This window comes from Microtetraspora sp. NBRC 13810 (assembly GCF_030268685.1).
Taxonomy (GTDB): Bacteria; Actinomycetota; Actinomycetes; order Streptosporangiales; family Streptosporangiaceae; genus BSRQ01.
This window is the reverse complement of sequence record NZ_BSRQ01000005.1, coordinates 14,538-31,114: the sequence shown is the minus strand read 5'-3', so window position 1 is coordinate 31,114 and position 16,577 is coordinate 14,538. Positions and strand designations below refer to the sequence as shown.

Genomic DNA, 16,577 nt, shown 5'->3' with positions numbered 1-16,577 from the left:
CCTCAGCCCAGGATGCCGTGCACGGCCGCCGTCGTCTTCTTCCACACCTTGGGGAAGCGGGCGTACGCGCGGTCGGCCGCGGCGCGTTCCAGGCCGACCAGGACGCCGTAGGTGAACGCGTCCTCCCCGGCCCGCCGGGCGGTCTCCGCCTCGCGCTCCAGCAACTCCTGCGCGATCACGCCGTCCTGGTGGACGCCGAGCGTCTCCTGAACGTCCTCTGCCCGCCTGGCCAGCTCGGTCATCCCCAGCGCCTCGGCGGTGTACCGGGCGCGTTTGGCCGCCTTGCGCACCTCGTGCATGGCGATGTCGCGCTCGTCCTGGTCCTCGATCGCCTGGGCGGTGTCGTAGGCGCCGGTCACCCGGTGCCACTGCTTCGCCGCGACGGCGGTCAGCGTCTTGGCCGCCGGCCGGCCTGCCCGCTCGGTGAGGGGCGGGGCCGCGACGAGCGCCTCCAGGCTGTTGAGCAGGCCGAAGTACCGCTCGCCGCCGAGCGACACCCTGACCCGGTCGTACGCCTGGGACTCCTTGGCCTCCAGGTCGGAGCCGAGCCGGTGGGCCACCGGGCCGACGACCAGCTCGTCGGGCAGGCCGCCCAGCAGCTTGCCGAACCTGGCCCTGATCACCTCAAGGTCGCGGACCTCGCCCAGCTCGTTGCCGAGCCACTTCAGCTCGTCCTGCAACGGCCGGGTGTCCGGGACGACGGACTTGAACGCCTTCAGCGCGCTGCGCAGCCGGCGGCTGGCGACCCGCATCTGGTGCACGGCGTCCTCCTCGGCCCGCCGTACCCGGGGATCCTGCGCCAGCAGGGCGTTGACCTGCGTGCGCAGGTAGCCGACGACGACCTCGCCGGCGGATCCCGGGCTGGTGGGCGCGGGGGCGGGGACCGGCGCGGGCGCGGCGCCGTTGAGCAGCCGGGACAGCTTGCTGGCCGAGTCGGCGGGTACGGCGCCGGCCTTGCGCAGGCGCTTGCCGACCTTGCGCAGCAGGGCGTCGTCGTCCGCGGCGATCAGCTCGGCCTCCACCTCACGCCAGCGCTCCACGTGCGGTTCAGCGCCGAAGACCGTGCCCTTGACCCGGTCGTCGGCGACCTCCAGCAGCGTCCTGCCGTCGGGGCCGCGGAGCAGGGTCACGCTGCGCCGGGTGTCCAGCTCGGCGATCGGCGCCAGCGCGGCGCCCCGGGTGAAGGCCAGGACGAGCTGCGCGAGGTCGGGCGGGACGATCTTGGCGCTCTTGGTGAGGGGGTGGGTGATCTCCTGCCGCACGCCCTTGGCCTTGGGCAGTTTCAGGTGCCAGCCCGCGTCCGCGCCGCCGCGGCGGCGGCGCAGGGTGATGCCGCGGGCGGCCAGGCGCAGGTCTGCCGTGTCGAAATAGATCGCGACGAGCTGGTGGCTCCTGGGCCCCACCACCTCCGCGGCGCCGCGCACTCCGGTCAGGTCAGGGATCTCGTAGTCAACGGGTACGTCGAACTTGTCCTCGATCTCAATCGCCACGACGATCAACACCCATCCAGTCGGTAGCGTATTCATGGCCATGATGCCACCGGAAGGTGAACAATCAGGGTGCGTGTTTCTCCGCGACCACGAAGATCCGGCGGAACGGGAAGGCCGTTCCGTACGACTTCCGGGGATACGCCCTGCTCAGCGCTCTGGCGCAGTCGGCGAGGAAAACGGCGGCGTCCTTTTCGCCGAGACGATCGAGCATCGGGCGCAGGGCCGTGCCGGTGACCCACCGCAGCACCGCGTCCTCCCCCGGCAGGAGGTGCAGATAAGTCGTCTCCCAGGCGTCCACCCGGCAGCCCAGCCCGGCGAGCAGGTCCAGATAGCCGGCCGGGTCGTCGACCGGGGTCTCCCTGGCGAGGTCGCCCAGGGTGTCACGCCAGGGAGGCGTCCGGCACAGGTCGTGGATCAGGGCGTGGCTGGGCGCGTCGAAGTTGCCGGGCACCTGGAAGGCGAGCCAGCCGCCCGGCGCCAGTGCGGAGACCCAGCCGGGGAGCAGTTCGCGGTGCTCGGGGACCCACTGGAGCACGGCGTTGGAGACGATCACGTCGATGCCGCCCCCGGGCGCGGGCAGCGGGTCGCGCACGTCGCCGATCCCGAAGGTCAGCCGGTCCGTGGCCAGCGCGGCGGCTTTCTCGATCATGGCGGGCGAGGAGTCGAACCCGTGCACGGCGGCCTCCGGCCAGCGGCGGGCCAGCGCGGCGGTCAACTCGCCGCCACCGCAGCCGGCGTCCACGACATACTGGGGGTGGTCCGCGCGCACCCGGGCGACCAGGTCGAAGTAGGGCCTCGATCGCTCGTCGGCGAAGCGGCCGTAGACCTCGGGGTCCCACATATCTCTTGACATCAAGATAAGTGATACCGACACAAATATCTCGATGTCAAGAGAGATAGACTCCTCGCATGAACGCGCACGACGGCCGGCCCGACCACACGACGGCACGCGGAGCAGAGGCTCGCCACAACGGAGCGAGCGAGCCCGCCGGGGGCGACGAGGTCGACCGGCTGGTCGCGTCGTGGCGGCAGGAGCGTCCCGACCTCGACGTCGAGCCGCTCCAGGTGCTCAGCCGGGTGTCCCGTCTCGCCCGTCATCTCGACCGGGCCCGCCGGGCGGCGTTCGCCGAGCACGGTCTGGAGCCGTGGGAGTTCGACGTGCTCACCACGCTGCGCCGGGCCGGCGAGCCGTACGAGCTGAGCCCGGGGGCGCTGTTGCGGGCGACCCTGGTCACCTCGGGCACGATGACCAACCGGATCGACCGGCTGGCCGCCGCCGGGCTGGTCCGCCGCAGGCCCGACCCGGAGGACCGGCGCGGCGTGCTCGTCTCGCTCACCGACACCGGCCGGGGCCGGGTGGACGCCGCCTTCGCCGACCTGCTCCGCCGCGAGCACGACCTGCTGTCCACCCTGTCCGAGGAGTCCCGCGGCACCCTCGCCGCGCTGCTGCGCACCCTGCTCACCCCGTTCGACCGGGAGTGACCTCCGGCGCGGACCCCGTTGCGGGCCCGGTCGGCTCCCCGATGGCGAGGCACTGAGATGCCGATGACAATCCTGATCCCGGCGGTAATTCAGTTGCGCGGCGTGGACTCGGTCGTCATGATCCGGCCCGTGCTTGCAGAACCGGCCCCCGTAAGGGTTGACGGCATGGCGGCGTGTCGCCCGATGTTCGGCCTCTGACGCCGTCCGCTCATCCTGTCGCGGACGTGAAGAGCCGGGGGCAGGGGGCGTTCTCGCGCGCGAGGGGGTGCCAGACGATCACCTGGCGTCGGGCCGCTCCGGCATCGGATACCGCCGAGCCTTCTCGCCGCCGCCGGCTGGTCCGCGTATCACCAGGTCAGCCGTGGGGTATCTCGCGATGTATGACGCTTTGGGGGAAACGCGATGACATGGTGGTGCACGAGGCGGAGCCGTACAACGCGGAACCGCCGCGGTGCGCCCTGGCGGACCGGCCGCTCACCCCGCTGGACGCCTTCTACGGCCGCAACCACGGGCCGATCCCGGAGCTGGACACGTCCGGCTGGCGGCTGACCGTGGACGGTCTGGTGGACCGCCCGGCGGAGCTGACGCTGGACGACCTGCGCGGGCGCTTCCCGCATCGGGAGATCGCGGCGACGTTGCAGTGCGCCGGCAACCGCCGCGCCGAACTGCTCGACGTGCGCGGCATCCCGGGCGAGCACCCGTGGGGACCCGGCGCGATCTCCACCGCCCGGTGGACCGGCGTGCGGCTGGCCGACGTGCTCGCCGCCGCCGCGCTGCGCCCCGAGGCCGCGCACGTCGCCTTCGCCGCGCCCGACGTCTCCAGGATCGCCGTCCCGCCGCAGCCCTTCGGCGGATCCATCCCGGTGGCCAAGGCCGTCGCCGGGGAGGTGCTGCTGGCCTGGGCGATGAACGGGGAGCCGCTGCCCGCCGCGCACGGAGGGCCGGTGCGGGTGGTCGTCCCCGGCTGGATCGGCGCGCGCAGCGTCAAGTGGCTCCAGCGGATCACCGCGCAGGCCGAGCCGTCCCGCAACTACTTCCAGGCCACCGCCTACCGCATCCTGCCCGCCGGGGCCGATCCGGCGGCGGCCGGCCCCGGCGACGGCATCTCGCTCGGCCCGGTGTCCCTGAACTGCGACATCCTGCGCCCCGCCCCGGGCGACCAGTTGCCCCCGGGGCCCGCCGAGATCAGCGGCTACGCCTTCGCCGGGGACAACCGCACGGTGGCCAGGGTGGACGTCTCCACGGATGGCGGGGCCACCTGGATCCAGGCCGAACTGGACGCCGGGAACGGGCCGTGGACGTGGCGGCTGTGGCGGGCCGCCGTCGAACTGCCCGAAGGAGAGGCGGAACTGGTCGCCCGCGCCTGGGACTGCACCGGCACCGCCCAGCCGGAGTCGCCCGGCCCGCTGTGGAACCCGAAGGGCTACGGCAACAACTCCTGGGCCCGCCTCCGGCTCACCTGCCGCGCCCGGACCGCCTCGCGGTCGTCGTGACCAGGACCGCGGTCACGACCATCAGCACCGCGCTCGCCGCCGCCGTCACCTGGAAGCCCGCGGTGAACGCCGCACGGGCCACGGCGAGCGCCTCGGCGCCGATCCGCCCGGCCGCCGCCACCGCCCCGGCGAGGCCGTCTTCGGCGACGGGTACGACGCCTGCCGTCCGGTCCCGGTAGACGGCGGTGATGACGCTGCCGAGGATCGCGATGCCCAGCGCGCCGCCGAGCTGGGGGGCCGTCGAGGAGAGCGCGGCCGCCGAACCCGCCCGTCCCGGCGGGGCCGCCGCCACGACCAGGTCGGTGGCCAGCGCCATCATCGGCCCCAGCCCGGCGGAGACGATCACCGACCCCGCCACCAGCCAGCCGAGCCCCCCGGCACCGCCCACCTGGGTCAACACCGTGAAGCCCACGGCCGACAGCGCCAGCCCGGTCCCGATGACCGCCTCGGGACGGACCCGGCGGACGATCCTGGGCGCCAGCGTCGAACCCGCGATGACCCCGGCGGCCGACGGCGCCGTCCACAACCCCGCCGCGAACGGCGACAGGCCGTGGACGAGCTGGAGATACTGGGCGATGGCGTAGTTCGCCCCCCACAGCACGAAGATCCCCACGGCCAGCGTGCCCAGCGCGACGCTGTAGGCGGGCACGGCGAAGGCGCGCAGATCGATCAGCGGGTCGGCCAGCCCGAGTTGCCTGCGGGCGAACACCACGGCGAGCGCCAGACCGGCCGCCACCGCCAGCGCCGCCGCCCAGCCGGGCCCGTCGGAGGCGATCCGCTTGAGGCCGTAGACCATCGGGAGCACCGCCGCCAGCGACAGGACCGCGCTGACCGGGTCCAGCCTGCCCGGCCGGTCCTCCCGCCGCTCGGGCAGCAGCAGCGGCCCCGCCACCAACAGCACCAGCATGACCGGCACACCGAGCAGGAACGCCGACCCCCACCAGAACCGCTCTAACAGCCAGCCGCCCACCAGCGGCCCGACCGCGGTCCCGCCCGACACGCTGGAGATCACCACCCCGATGGCGACCGTCCGCTGCCGCGGATCGGTGAACATCGCGGCGGTCAGCGACAGCACGGACGGCATCAGCGTCGAGCCCGCGACGCCGAGCAGCGCCCGCACCACGATGAGCGTCCCGGCGTCGGGCGCGTACGCGGCCACCGCCGACCCCACGCCGTACGCGGCGGCGCCGATCAGCAGCAGCCTGCGCCGCCCGATCCGGTCCCCCACCGCGCCCATCGTGATCAGCGATCCGGCGAGCAGGAACGCGTACACGTCCACGATCCACAGCGTCTGCTCACCGGTGGCGCCGAGGTCCCTGCTGATCGCCGGCAGCGCCAGGTGCGTCACGGTGAGTTCCAGCGAGGCCAGCAGGGCGGGCAGCGCGAGCACGGCGAGGCCGATCCACTCCCGCCGCCCTGCGCGTGCCGGGGTCATGGTCGTCATGCACACAGCATGAAACCTGAACAAATGTTGGGGTCAACCCGGCGACGGGATCCTCAGCCGCCCTCGATCAGAACCCGGTGTCCCGGCATGACCCCGTCGGGCAGGTCGTGCGGCGACACCCAGCGCGCCTCCAGGATCTCCAGCGGATCGATCCTGATCTCGCCCCGCACGAACTCGGCCTCGTAGGCCACCTCCATGCGCAGCCGGAAACCGCTCTGCAGCCGGATCAGCCGCCCCACCTTGACCTCAAGGCCGGTCTCCTCGCGCACCTCCCGGGCCACCGTGTCCTCGAAGGTCTCCGACCGCTTCGCGTACCCGGTCGGCAGCCCCCACTGGCGCCCCTCCGGCCAGAGCCGGTGCCTGAGCAGCAGCACCCGCCCCTCCGGGTCCCGGACCACTCCGGAGACGCCCACCATGAACTTCGCGTTCCACCACCACAGGAGCCGCCACTGCACCGACCCCCGCATCCCCCGCCACACCCCGGCGACGAACCGCCTCACCACACCTCTTCCCACGGCACCGGAACGGGCCGCCCGCACACCGTCGACGAACAGTGTCCCCAGTGTCCCCGATCGGCCGGGCCCCGGGGCGGAAGCCGGAGCCCTGGCCCACCGTGTCAAGCCCAGGTGAAGAAGCTCCAGACCTGGTCGGTGTAGGTGCCGCACTTGTACTGCTGCAACTGGGTGTAAGGCGCCGTGCCTCTCACGAGAAGGCATTTGTCGCTTCCGCGGTTGCGCAGCTGGTAGCTGAGGCCGTCCCAGGCCAGGTCGACGAACCAGGACTGGTCGTAGTAATTGCCGCAGCGCACCTGCTGGGCGCCCGCGTTGTCCTTGTCCGTCCGCACGGCCAGGCACAGGCCGTTGTTGACGTTCTGAATCTGGTAGTAGTCCTCGCCGTTCGACGGTTCCGTGCCACGCCTGGTGAACGTCCAGAGCTGGTCGGCGTACCTCCTACAGGGGTACTGGATGACCGGTGCGTCGATCGTGAGGGTCCGCCCGAGGATGCAGTTGTCCCAGAGAGCCGTCTTGTTCGCGATCAACACGGCTTGGCTGGGCGGAGTCACCGGCTGGGCGTTGGCGACGGCCGGGGTTCCGAGCACTGTGAGGGGCGTGAGCAAGCCGGCCGCCATCACGATTCTGCCGATGAAGGTACGCAGGGATTTTCTGATCATTCGTCGATCACCTTGTTTCGTCTCGTGAGCGCTACGCAGGGAAAATGCGAAGGTCGAGGGAACAGGACAGGCATGTTCGGCTTTGCGCCCCCGTGGCAGCCGACACCGCCGCGATCACCCGTTCCGGCGACCGTCAACGCCGGGCGGATCTCGTCCGCCAGGTGCTGGGCGCCGCTGTCACCCTCCCGGCCTCCACACGGTGCCGCGGCGCTCGTATTCCAGGAATCGCTCGACGTCGCAGGCGACCTCGGGGCCGAGGTGACGTTCGAGGAGCCACAGCGCCAGGTCGAGGCCGGAGGTGACGCCACCGGAGGTGACCAGGTCTCCGTCGTCGACGACTCTGGCGTCGATCCACTGTCCGCCGGCGGCGACGAGGTCGTCGCGCGCGCTGTGATGGGTGGTGCACGGACGGCCGTCGGTGAGTCCGGCGGCGGCGAGCAGCATCGTCCCGCTGCACACCGAGGCGAGCGTGAGACCCGGGCGTACGGCGTCCCGCAGCGCGGCCGGGAGGGTGCCCTGCCGTGCCTGCGCCCAGGTGCCCTGCGGGGCATGGTTGGCGTAGCCCCCGCCGGGGACGATCACGACGTCGGCGTCCGCCGGAGTCAGTACCCGGTCGACGGTCATGTCGGTCCCGTAGCGGGCGAAGACCCGGCCGGGGCGGAGCGTCACCAGGGCGGTCTCGGCCTGGTGGCCCGACGCGGCGGCACAGCCCAGCACCTCAAGCGGTGCGAGGGCGTCCAGTTCCTCGACCCCGTCGAACACCACGATCTGCGTGCGCACCGGGAACAACCCCTCTCCGACCAGTCGTTTCGCCCTTAAGCTTGGTCATCCGCGGCGTTCGCCGACAGTGGCGAGAATGACAAGGTGCGTACTATTCCAGCCATGCACGTGGTGACCGTCCTGGCTCTGGATCAGGTTGTGGCCTTCGATCTGGCGGCGCCGTGCCAGATCTTCGCGGGGGCGCGCCTACCCGACGGGCGCTGCCCGTACGAGGTCCGCGTGTGCGCCGTGCCGGGAGCGCGGACCACCGCGCGGGGGGCCGACTGCTTCGGTCTGGACACCCCCTGGGGCCTGGAGTCGCTGGCCGAGGCCGCCACGATCGTCATCCCCGGCCATGCGAACTGCCTCGAACCTCCGCCCGCCGAGGTGGTGGGCCTGCTGCGGAAGGCGGCGGCGCGAGGCGCGCGCGTCGCGTCCATCTGCACCGGGGCGTTCGTGCTGGCGGCGACCGGACTGCTGGACGGGCTGAGAGCCACCACGCACTGGAACTACGCCGGCGAGCTTCAGCGCAGGCATCCGGAGATCGCCGTCGACGCCTCCGTGCTGTATGTCGACAACGGTGACCTGCTCACCTCCGCGGGTATCGCCGCCGGCCTCGACCTGTGCCTGCACCTGGTGCGCTCCGACCACGGAGCCGCCGTCGCCCGTGATATCGCCCGGTACACCGTCACACCGCCCCAGCGCCACGGTGGGCAGGCGCAGTACATCAAGCACCCCGGCCCGGAGAACCAGGGTGGCGATCTGCAGTCCACCCTCGAATGGCTGCAACGCAACCTCGGCGCACCGCTCACCCTGCGGGACATCGCCGACCATGCCGGCTACAGCACGCGAAGCCTCAACCGCCAGTTCCAGGCGCAGGTGGGGACGAGTCCCCTGCAGTGGCTGCTGCGGGCCCGGGTCGAGCGGGCTCAGGAACTGCTGGAGACGACCGGCCTGCCCGTCGAGGTCATCGCCGAACGTGTCGGCTTCGGATCCGGGGCAGTGCTGAGAAGGCATTTCACCCGCCATGTGGGCACCTCTCCCCAGGCCTACCGCCAAACCTTCTGGACCGCCGCCGGGCCCGTTCGCATGACCGACCGGATCAGCCGCCGACGGTGACGACGTCCCGCGGCGCTCGACGCCTCAGCCGTTGATCGCACCGCCGGTGCCGCGGGAGACGAACCACCCGAGGCGATCATGCGCCCATGTAGGACCGTGCTTGACCTCTTTCGTACCTAACATGCCGGGAGTCGCCGACGAGGAAGGACATTCATGACGATTCTTGTGACCGGTGCGACCGGCACGGTAGGCCGCCATGTGGTCGCGGAGCTGCTGCGGGCCGGGGAGCGGGTCCGCGCCCTGACCCGGGACCCGGCCAGAGCCGGGCTACCCGAGGGGGTGGAGGTGATGGCCGGGGACCTGACCGTGACCGAGAGCCTGGTGCCCGCCATGGAGGGCGTCACCGGGGCGCATCTCATAAATTTCGGCGGTGACGGCTACGACCTGCTGCCGAACGGCAAGGAGATCGTCGACCTGGCCGTCGCGTCGGGCGTGCGCAGGGTCACCGTACTCGGCGGCTGGGACGAGAGCACCCTGGAGCCGGCCGTCCAGGCCAGTACGCTCGGCTGGACCTTCGTCCGGCCGACGGAGTTCATGGCCAACGCGTTGCAGTGGGCCGAGGTGGTCAGGACGGAGGGCGTGGTGCGTGAGCCGTTCGCCGACGCCACCACCGCCCTCGTGCACGAAGCCGACATCGCGGCCGTGGCCGCCACGGCCCTCGCCCGAGGCGGCCACGAGGGCCGCACCTACCCCCTCACCGGTCCCGAGCGGCTCACCATCCGCGACAAAGTGCGCGTCATCGGCCAGGCGATCGGCAAGGACATCGGCTTCGTCGAGCTGACCGAGCAGCAGGCCCGCGAGAAGCTGGCCGCCGAGGGACAGCCGCAGGAGATGATCGACTTCATGATGACCGTGTTCGGCGACGTGCCCGAGGAGGCCAACCAGGTCAACTCCAACGTCGAGGACGTCACCGGCCGCCCGGCGCGCACCTTCGCCCAGTGGGCCGCCGAGCACGCCGCCGCCTTCAGCTGATCGTCTCGTCGTCCGGTCGTCGCCGCCGGGACCTCCGAGCGGAGCGAGGGCCTGTTGCCGGTCCTCGCTCCGCGGCTCAGTCTCCGAGGCGTTCGGCGAGGGTGAGCCACTCGGACTCGACGGTGTCCTTCTCGTCCTGGACCTGCTTGAGCTCGGCGGTCAGCGCGGCCAGCTTCTCGTAGTCGCTGGCCGCGTCCGCCATCGCGGCGTGCAGCTCGCCCTCGCGACCGGTCAGGCGGTCGAGGCGGCGCTCGTACCGGGTGAGCTCCTTGCGCAGCTCGCGCTCCTCCTTGGCGGACAGGCCCGGGGCGGGCGCGGTCGCCGGGGAGGGGGCCGTGGCCGCCTCGGCCGGGCGGGAGGCGGCGTTGGCGGTCAGGGCGGTGCCCGCGGCACGGCGGCTGAGGTACTCCTCGACGCCGCCGGGGAGCATGGACAGCCGGCCGTCGCCGAGCAGCGCGACCGAGCGGTCGGCGACCCGCTCCAGGAAGTAGCGGTCGTGGCTGACCACGATCAGGGTGCCGGGCCAGCCGTCGAGCAGGTCCTCCAGCTCGTTCAGCGTCTCGATGTCGAGGTCGTTGGTCGGCTCGTCGAGCAGCAGCACGTTGGGGTCGTCCATGAGCAGCCTGAGCAGTTGCAGCCGCCGGCGCTCACCGCCCGACAGCTCGCCGACCACCTTCCACTGCGCGTCGCCCCGGAAGCCCAGCCGTTCGAGCAGCTGGGAGGCGGTCCACTCGCGCTTGCCGACCTTGATGAACTTCCTGATCTCCTCGACGGTCTCCAGCACCCGGCGGGCGGGGTCCAGCTCGGCCAGCTCCTGGGACAGGTAGGCCAGCCGTACCGTCTTGCCCTGGACGATCTTGCCGGCGTCGGGCCTGACGGTGCCCGCGAGCAGCCGCAGCACCGTGGACTTGCCCGAGCCGTTCACCCCGATCAGGCCCACCCGGTCGCCGGGGCCGAACTGCCAGGTGCACCGGTCGAGCACCTGCGGGCCCTGGCCGGGGCCGCCCGCGTGCAGCGTGACGTCCTCCAGGTCGTACACCGTGCGGCCGAGCCGGGCCGAGGCGAACTTGACCAGCTCGACGTTGTCCCGCGGCGGCGGCTCGTCCGCGATCAGGGCCTGGGCGGCCTCGACGCGGAACTTCGGCTTGCTCGTCCGGGCCGGCGGACCCCTGCGCAGCCAGGCGATCTCCTTGCGCATGAGGTTCTGCCTGCGCTCCTCGGTCGCGGCGGCGATCCGGGCGCGCTCGGCCTTGGCCAGGACGTAGGCGGCGTATCCGCCCTCGTAGCGCTCGACCCGGCCGTCCACGACCTCCCACGTCCTGGTGGACACCGCGTCCAGGAACCACCGGTCGTGGGTGACCACGAGCAGCGCCGACCTGCGCGCCGTCAGGTGCCTGGCCAGCCAGTCGATGGCCTCGATGTCCAGGTGGTTGGTCGGCTCGTCCAGGATGACCAGGTCGTGCTCCTCGATGAGCAGCCTGGCCAGCGCCGTACGGCGGCGCTCGCCACCGGACAGCGCGCCCGCCTTGGACGACAGGTCGATGTCGCCCAGCAGGCTGGCGAGGATCTCCCTGATGCCCTGGTCACCGGCCCACTCGTGGGCCGCGCGGTCGCCGAGGACCGCCTCCGCCACCGAGCGCCCGGGATCGAGGTCGTCCCCCTGGGAGAGCACGCCGACGCGCAACCCCCGGTTGTGCGTCACCCGCCCGCCGTGGGGTTTCAGGGCACCGGCGATCACCGAAATGAGCGTGGTCTTGCCGCCGCCGTTGCGGCCGACCACGCCGATCCGGTCACCTGCCGCGATGCCGAGGGAGACCTCGTGCAGCAGCGGCTTGGGACCGTAGGCGTGGGACACCGACTCCAGATTGACCAGGTTCATCGTAGGACCAAGGCTATCGGGCCGCGCCTTTGCCCGCGCCCGCCAGGACGGTCGCGCCCGGCACCGGTCCGTACGCGGTGACGGCCTCCCGGCACACTCCGGCCGCGCGCAGCGCCCCGGCCAGTTCGGCCGCCGCCGCCCCCGACCCGGTGAGGAACGCGCAGGTCGGCCCGGAGCCGGAGACGAGGGCGCCCAGCGCGCCGTGCTCGCGGCCCAGGCGGAGGGTGTCGGCGAGCGCCGGCTTGAGCGCGAGGGCGGCCGGTTGCAGGTCGTTGGCCAGTTCGGCGCCCAGCGCCGCGGCGTCGCCCTTGCGCAGCGCGTCCATCAGCGCCGCGCCGGCCTGCGGCGGGCCGGTGTGCTCCCCGCTCGCCGCGCGGAGCCGGTCGCACTCGCCGTAGACGGTGGCCGTGGACAGCCCGCCGTCGGCCAGCGCGAACACCCAGTGGAACCGCCCGGCCGCCTCGACCTCCGTCAGGCGCTCCCCCCGGCCGGTGCCCACCGCGGTACCGCCGAGCACGGCGAACGGCACGTCGCTGCCCAGCTCCGCGCCGATCTCCATCAGCTCCTCGCGGGACAGCCCGAGCCCCCACAACTCGTTGCACGCCACCAGCGCCGCCGCCGCGTCGGCACTCCCACCCGCCATCCCCCCGGCCACCGGGATCGCCTTCCGGATGGTCAACTCCACCCCGGACACCCCACCGTCGTGCGACCCGTCGGCGTGCGGTCCTTCGGTGTGCGGTCCTTCGGTGTGCGGCGCCCGTACGGCTGTCGCGTGGGCGGCGAGTGCGCGGGCGGCCCTGACGGCGAGGTTGTCGCCGTCCAGCGGGACCAGGTCGGCGGACTCCCCCTCCACCCGCACCGAGATCCCGCCGGCCGCGACCGCGGTCACCTCGTCGTACAGGGAGACGGCATGGAAGACGTTCACCAAGTCGTGGAAGCCGTCATCGCGGAGCGGGCCGACGGCCAGATGCAGGTTGACCTTCGCCGGCACGCGGACGGTTACGGAGCTCATCGGAACGCTCGACATCCCCTCGCTGGACCTCGACCGGTGCCACCCCGGCCACCGCGTCCGATGCTAGCGTCGCCCGCCCTCCGGGCCCCCGCCGATCACCCGAATCCCCGTGCGGGCGGCGGGGGCATGCGTACCAGGTCTGCACGTGTGCTAGGTTAGAGGTAGTTGCAGTTGTGGTACCCATAAGAACTTGTGTGCACCTGACGGAACGTAGCCTCAGGTGCATTTTTGTTTGCCGGTCTTTCCCGGGTGGGCCCTATCGCAGCGACACGGTATTCGTAAAGTGCGAATTCCGGCTCTGCACCTATCCAGAGGAGATTGACATGGCTACTGGCACCGTGAAGTGGTTCAACGCGGAAAAGGGCTTCGGCTTCATCGAGCAGGACGGCGGCGGCGCCGACGTCTTCGCTCACTACTCCAACATCGTGTCTCAGGGCGGCTACCGTGAGCTGCACGAGGGCCAGAAGGTGGCCTTCGACGTCACCCAGGGCCAGAAGGGCCCGCAGGCCGAGAACATCGTCGCCGCCTGACGCCTGACACCACTGATCGGGGCTCGCACCTTCACGGGTGCGAGCCCTGATTGTTTTCCCGGTCTCCCGGGTTCCGGTGGTGATCGCTGAGAATCCGGGGGGCATCGAGCCTGCGCGCCGAAGTGACGAGGGCGCCGGCGCTAATCGCCGGCCGGTTGCCCGCGTGAGTTGTTGATGCGCAGCGCCTCGGCGAGCTGGTCTTCCAAGATGATGATGCGGCAGGCGGCTTCCAGCGGCGTGCCCTGGTCGACGAGTTCCCGGGCCCGCCCGGCCAGGCGTAGCTGGTAGCGGGAGTAGCGGCGGTGTCCGCCGCCGGAGCGTAGCGGTTCGATCAGCTTGGCAGCGCCCAGCGCGCGCAGGAACGCGGGGGTGACTCCAAGCAGCTCCGCGGCCGCGCCCATGCTGTAGGCGGGGTAGTCGTCATCGTCGAACCGGTCCTCGGCCGTGCCGTGCCTGGGCTGGGCAGCACCAGGGCTTGTGTGCGTTGGATCCATGCACGCCTTTCATCACGCATCAGGGGGCCCCGGCACTGTGTTGCCGGGGCCCCGAAGAGGTTCAACACCATCTACCGGCCATCTGGCCGGACTACCGTGTTCCGCATCCGCCGTACAGCGCGGCGATGATGCGGGGATCGCGAATGCGTGACCGTAGACCACCTTCCTATCTGTGGAACTCCGGTACCCGTGCGGCGAATGACAGCCGGCGACGGGCGATCCTGATGGCGTTCAACGCTCCCTTCTCTTACCTTCGAACTTCTCTCACTTCACTGCGGCAGCGCGTCCACGGTCAGGACCCCTTACTACTGCACCGGCCCCGTCACGTCCGACCTTCTGCCTCACCTTCGGTTCGTCCATATGCTCGGGCAGCTCGTCGTGATGCTGGATTCTTTCTGCGCTGCCCGGTCGATCCGTCCCTTGCGATGTGAGAAACAGTAGCCCGTGAGACCACGAATGTCTACATCCGCTGCTGGAGATTTTCGTTTCTGGCCGCAGCAGCCCCTCGGGCGGCAGACTCGGAGAGTGCCGCACACGGCGACCGCGCCGGGCCGGTTCCGGCGCGGTCGGCGTGACCCGGACGCCCGGCCGGCTCCGCCGGGGAGGTTCGCAGGTCATCCGTGGAAGGCGAGCGGTGCGCGCTGTCCCTGCACGGCGATCCGTATCGCGTGCTGGGCACGCGTCGCGAGGCGCACCGCCTGCCGGACGTGACGGCCGTGCGCGGCGGCACGTACGGCGGGGCGTACGGCGCCTCGGTAGCGGCTGCTGTAGTAGGGCGACTCGGCGAAGCTGGTGGCCCTGACCACGTCGCCGGTCTGTGGCGCGTGGATCATCACGCCGTGGCCCACGTTCAGCCCGACGTGGTTCGGCACGCCGCGTGGTTCGCCGAAGAAGACCAGGTCGCCGGGGCGCAGCCGGGTCACGGGGACGCGGTCGCCCTGACGGAACTGGGTGCCGGTGTAATGGCCGAGCCTGATACCGGCCTGCGCCCAGGCGTACAGGGTGAGCCCCGAGCAGTCGAAGCCGAAGGTGTCCGCGCCGTGCTCGATGCCGAAGGTCGGCCCCGCCGCGTCGCCGCCGCCCCAGGAGTAGGGCGTGCCCATCGCGTTCCAGGCGGCCCAGAGCGCGATCCGCCCCTGCAACCTGCGCCGCCCCTCCACGGCGGCCCGCCGCACCCGCGCCCTCTCCTCGCGCGCCGCCTCCCGCGTGTGCCACAGCACGGTCTGGTAGAGGGGCAAGGGGCGGTACTCCCCGGGGCGCGTCGTCTGGCGGAGGTCACCGAGCCGTGGCCCGGCTGCGCATCCTTCCCAGGAGCACGCGTCGGCCATGGCCGGTTGGTACGCCTGGACGGCCACCCCCGCCACCGCGAGGCTCAGGACCAGGCCGCCGGTCGCGAACGCGGACATCATCCATCTCCCGACGTGGACGACAGGGGAGGACTCTGGATGGTCGGCAGGATATGCATCGAGATCAACATGCGCCAGGTCATACCCCATGAACCAGCCACTTACAGGCAATCCGACATACCACCCCACCCCCCGAAATAACCCCCAAGCACCCCGATTTCCGCGTCTGCCCCCGGTCCGGTCATGAACCGAGACGACCGGGTGCCGAGACGGCCGAACACCGAGGTCAAGGGCCGAGGGCGGTCAAGGGTCGAAGGCGATTAGAGGTCCGAGGACGGTTAGGGGCCGAGGACGGTTAAGGGCCGAAGGCGGTTAGAGGTCGAGGGTGGTTAGGGGTCGGAGCGTTGGCGGTAGGCGCGTTGGCGGCAGGCTCGGGAGCAGTAGACGCGCGGGCGGCCCGAGGCGGGTCGCTCCACCGGGGTGCCGCACATCGGGCACATGTCATCGCCCTTTCCGGCACCATTTTCGTCACGGCTTTCGTCACGCTGCTGTTCGATGAGCGCTTCGATCCCGTCGAGCACGCGGGCCAGGCCGAACTCGAAGGGGTCCTCCGGCCGGTCGAAGCCGCCGGCTTCCCAGAGGGCAGTGATCGTGGGGTAGGCGCTGAGCCGTTCGTAGAGGGAGTCGCGGGCGCCCCACCACTCCTGCTCGCTGACACCGCTCTGCCGCTCCAGCCGGGCGGTCTCCACCAGGGTCAGCGCCTCCGCGTCGACGAACCGGCCGACGAGGTTCACCGTGGCGATCACCTGGGCGGGCGTGAGGCCCGTGCCGTCGAGGGTGCTCAGCATGTAGGCGTAGGCGGCGACGCCGTTCGGACCGGGCAGGTGCCTGCTGCCGCGTACCTCGGCCACCCACGGATGCCGCCTGCGTATCTCCCACCCGCCTCGCGCACAAGCCTCCAGCCGCCCCCGCCAGCCCCCGCCACCACCGCCATCCCCCACACCGGCGACACCCCCGGCACCGCGATCACCGTCGCGCCCGCGAGGCTCCCCCTCGTCGCACGTCCCGGCTGGGGGTGGCGATGCCGGGGGTGGCGGGCGCTCGCCGTACACGGCGTCGAGCATGAGGTCGACGAGTTGGTCGCGGCCGGGGACGTGGCGGTAGAGCGACATCGTGGTGAAGCCGAGCCGTTCGGCGATCTTGCGCATGGACAGCCCTTCGAGGCCCTCGGCGTCGGCCAGCTCGATGGCGGCGCGCACGATCCGCCCCGTGCTCAGGCCCTGTCGCGGCTCCTCCTCACGGGCCCGCCACAGCAGCTCGACTCCGTGGTCCGGATCGTCCGCCCTCCCTCCGGCCATTTCCACTCCTTTCGTTTATGGTGTTATA

General features: G+C 71.6%; 16 protein-coding genes. 5 read left to right on the top strand and 11 right to left on the bottom strand.

Features of this window, described 5'->3' with window-relative positions; translation table 11 throughout:
• Nucleotides 1–2: 2 nt before the first annotated feature.
• Together QSK26_RS11925 and QSK26_RS11920 are read right to left on the bottom strand one after the other, a co-directional pair.
• The gene (locus tag QSK26_RS11925) at nt 3–1,490 is read right to left on the bottom strand and encodes a CYTH and CHAD domain-containing protein (RefSeq protein ID WP_285775130.1); all 1,488 of its coding nucleotides are present in this window, start codon (nt 1,488–1,490) and stop codon (nt 3–5) included.
• Between the two features lie 64 nt (nt 1,491–1,554).
• Nucleotides 1,555–2,343, bottom strand: coding sequence for a trans-aconitate 2-methyltransferase (locus tag QSK26_RS11920; protein WP_285775129.1), 789 nt, complete (start codon nt 2,341–2,343; stop codon nt 1,555–1,557).
• Nucleotides 2,344–2,399: 56 nt separating this feature from the next.
• Here QSK26_RS11920 and QSK26_RS11915 point away from each other — a divergent pair, with 56 nt between their 5' ends.
• Together QSK26_RS11915 and QSK26_RS11910 are read left to right on the top strand one after the other, a co-directional pair.
• Nucleotides 2,400–2,972 (top strand): MarR family winged helix-turn-helix transcriptional regulator, encoded by a 573-nt coding sequence (locus QSK26_RS11915; protein WP_285775128.1) that lies wholly within the window; start codon nt 2,400–2,402, stop codon nt 2,970–2,972.
• A gap of 380 nt (nt 2,973–3,352) precedes the next feature.
• Entirely contained in the window at nt 3,353–4,465 is a 1,113-nt protein-coding gene (locus QSK26_RS11910) for a sulfite oxidase (protein WP_285775127.1), read from the top strand.
• Here the strand turns inward: QSK26_RS11910 and QSK26_RS11905 are convergent.
• The 4 genes from QSK26_RS11905 to QSK26_RS11890 all read right to left on the bottom strand — a co-directional run bounded on the left by QSK26_RS11905 (nt 4,428) and on the right by QSK26_RS11890 (nt 7,860).
• Nucleotides 4,428–5,909, bottom strand: coding sequence for an MFS transporter (locus tag QSK26_RS11905; RefSeq protein WP_285775126.1), 1,482 nt, complete (start codon nt 5,907–5,909; stop codon nt 4,428–4,430). The genes QSK26_RS11910 and QSK26_RS11905 overlap by 38 nt on opposite strands.
• A 53-nt stretch (nt 5,910–5,962) precedes the next feature.
• Nucleotides 5,963–6,409: an NUDIX domain-containing protein gene (locus QSK26_RS11900; protein ID WP_285775125.1), complete on the bottom strand. Its 447-nt coding sequence runs from the start codon at nt 6,407–6,409 to the stop codon at nt 5,963–5,965.
• A gap of 116 nt (nt 6,410–6,525) precedes the next feature.
• Nucleotides 6,526–7,080 carry an RICIN domain-containing protein gene (locus tag QSK26_RS11895; protein WP_285775124.1) on the bottom strand — a complete coding sequence of 185 codons (555 nt, stop codon included), beginning with the start codon at nt 7,078–7,080 and terminating at the stop codon, nt 6,526–6,528.
• Nucleotides 7,081–7,257: 177 nt separating this feature from the next.
• Nucleotides 7,258–7,860 (bottom strand): DJ-1/PfpI family protein, encoded by a 603-nt coding sequence (locus tag QSK26_RS11890; protein WP_285775123.1) that lies wholly within the window; start codon nt 7,858–7,860, stop codon nt 7,258–7,260.
• 102 nt (nt 7,861–7,962) lie between these two features.
• Between QSK26_RS11890 and QSK26_RS11885 the strand changes: the two genes are divergently transcribed.
• Nucleotides 7,963–8,958: a GlxA family transcriptional regulator gene (locus QSK26_RS11885; protein WP_285775122.1), complete on the top strand. Its 996-nt coding sequence runs from the start codon at nt 7,963–7,965 to the stop codon at nt 8,956–8,958.
• Nucleotides 8,959–9,111: 153 nt separating this feature from the next.
• Nucleotides 9,112–9,930 (top strand): NmrA family NAD(P)-binding protein, encoded by an 819-nt coding sequence (locus tag QSK26_RS11880; RefSeq protein ID WP_285775121.1) that lies wholly within the window; start codon nt 9,112–9,114, stop codon nt 9,928–9,930.
• Between the two features lie 76 nt (nt 9,931–10,006).
• Here the strand turns inward: QSK26_RS11880 and QSK26_RS11875 are convergent, their stop codons facing one another.
• Entirely contained in the window at nt 10,007–11,809 is a 1,803-nt protein-coding gene (locus QSK26_RS11875; protein WP_285775120.1) for an ABC-F family ATP-binding cassette domain-containing protein, read from the bottom strand.
• A gap of 13 nt (nt 11,810–11,822) precedes the next feature.
• Complete coding sequence (locus QSK26_RS11870; RefSeq protein ID WP_285775119.1) at nt 11,823–12,821, bottom strand: 4-(cytidine 5'-diphospho)-2-C-methyl-D-erythritol kinase; 999 nt, start codon at nt 12,819–12,821, stop codon at nt 11,823–11,825.
• Nucleotides 12,822–13,144: 323 nt separating this feature from the next.
• Between QSK26_RS11870 and QSK26_RS11865 the strand changes: the two genes are divergently transcribed.
• Nucleotides 13,145–13,351, top strand: a complete 207-nt coding sequence (locus tag QSK26_RS11865) for a cold-shock protein (RefSeq protein WP_285775118.1) — start codon at nt 13,145–13,147, stop codon at nt 13,349–13,351.
• Nucleotides 13,352–13,491: 140 nt separating this feature from the next.
• Here QSK26_RS11865 and QSK26_RS11860 read toward each other — a convergent pair whose 3' ends face one another.
• The 3 genes from QSK26_RS11860 to QSK26_RS11850 form a co-directional block, all read right to left on the bottom strand.
• Nucleotides 13,492–13,845, bottom strand: a complete 354-nt coding sequence (locus QSK26_RS11860) for a helix-turn-helix domain-containing protein (RefSeq protein WP_285775117.1) — start codon at nt 13,843–13,845, stop codon at nt 13,492–13,494.
• 614 nt (nt 13,846–14,459) lie between these two features.
• On the bottom strand, nt 14,460–15,254 hold the full coding sequence (locus QSK26_RS11855; protein WP_285775116.1) for an NlpC/P60 family protein: 795 nt from the start codon (nt 15,252–15,254) through the stop codon (nt 14,460–14,462).
• Nucleotides 15,255–15,580: 326 nt separating this feature from the next.
• On the bottom strand, nt 15,581–16,549 hold the full coding sequence (locus QSK26_RS11850; protein WP_285775115.1) for a TetR/AcrR family transcriptional regulator: 969 nt from the start codon (nt 16,547–16,549) through the stop codon (nt 15,581–15,583).
• Between the last annotated feature and the right edge of the window lie 28 nt (nt 16,550–16,577).

Coding starts and splice junctions, on each gene's coding strand:
- QSK26_RS11850 (WP_285775115.1), bottom strand. CDS start 16,549: ATGGCCGGAGGGAGGGCGGACGATCCGGACCACGGAGTCGAGCTGCTG.
- QSK26_RS11880 (WP_285775121.1), top strand. CDS start 9,112: ATGACGATTCTTGTGACCGGTGCGACCGGCACGGTAGGCCGCCATGTG.
- QSK26_RS11920 (WP_285775129.1), bottom strand. CDS start 2,343: ATGTCAAGAGATATGTGGGACCCCGAGGTCTACGGCCGCTTCGCCGAC.
- QSK26_RS11855 (WP_285775116.1), bottom strand. CDS start 15,254: ATGATGTCCGCGTTCGCGACCGGCGGCCTGGTCCTGAGCCTCGCGGTG.
- QSK26_RS11860 (WP_285775117.1), bottom strand. CDS start 13,845: ATGGATCCAACGCACACAAGCCCTGGTGCTGCCCAGCCCAGGCACGGC.
- QSK26_RS11905 (WP_285775126.1), bottom strand. CDS start 5,909: ATGACGACCATGACCCCGGCACGCGCAGGGCGGCGGGAGTGGATCGGC.
- QSK26_RS11870 (WP_285775119.1), bottom strand. CDS start 12,821: ATGAGCTCCGTAACCGTCCGCGTGCCGGCGAAGGTCAACCTGCATCTG.
- QSK26_RS11910 (WP_285775127.1), top strand. CDS start 3,353: ATGACGCTTTGGGGGAAACGCGATGACATGGTGGTGCACGAGGCGGAG.
- QSK26_RS11875 (WP_285775120.1), bottom strand. CDS start 11,809: ATGAACCTGGTCAATCTGGAGTCGGTGTCCCACGCCTACGGTCCCAAG.
- QSK26_RS11865 (WP_285775118.1), top strand. CDS start 13,145: ATGGCTACTGGCACCGTGAAGTGGTTCAACGCGGAAAAGGGCTTCGGC.
- QSK26_RS11885 (WP_285775122.1), top strand. CDS start 7,963: ATGCACGTGGTGACCGTCCTGGCTCTGGATCAGGTTGTGGCCTTCGAT.
- QSK26_RS11895 (WP_285775124.1), bottom strand. CDS start 7,080: ATGATCAGAAAATCCCTGCGTACCTTCATCGGCAGAATCGTGATGGCG.
- QSK26_RS11915 (WP_285775128.1), top strand. CDS start 2,400: ATGAACGCGCACGACGGCCGGCCCGACCACACGACGGCACGCGGAGCA.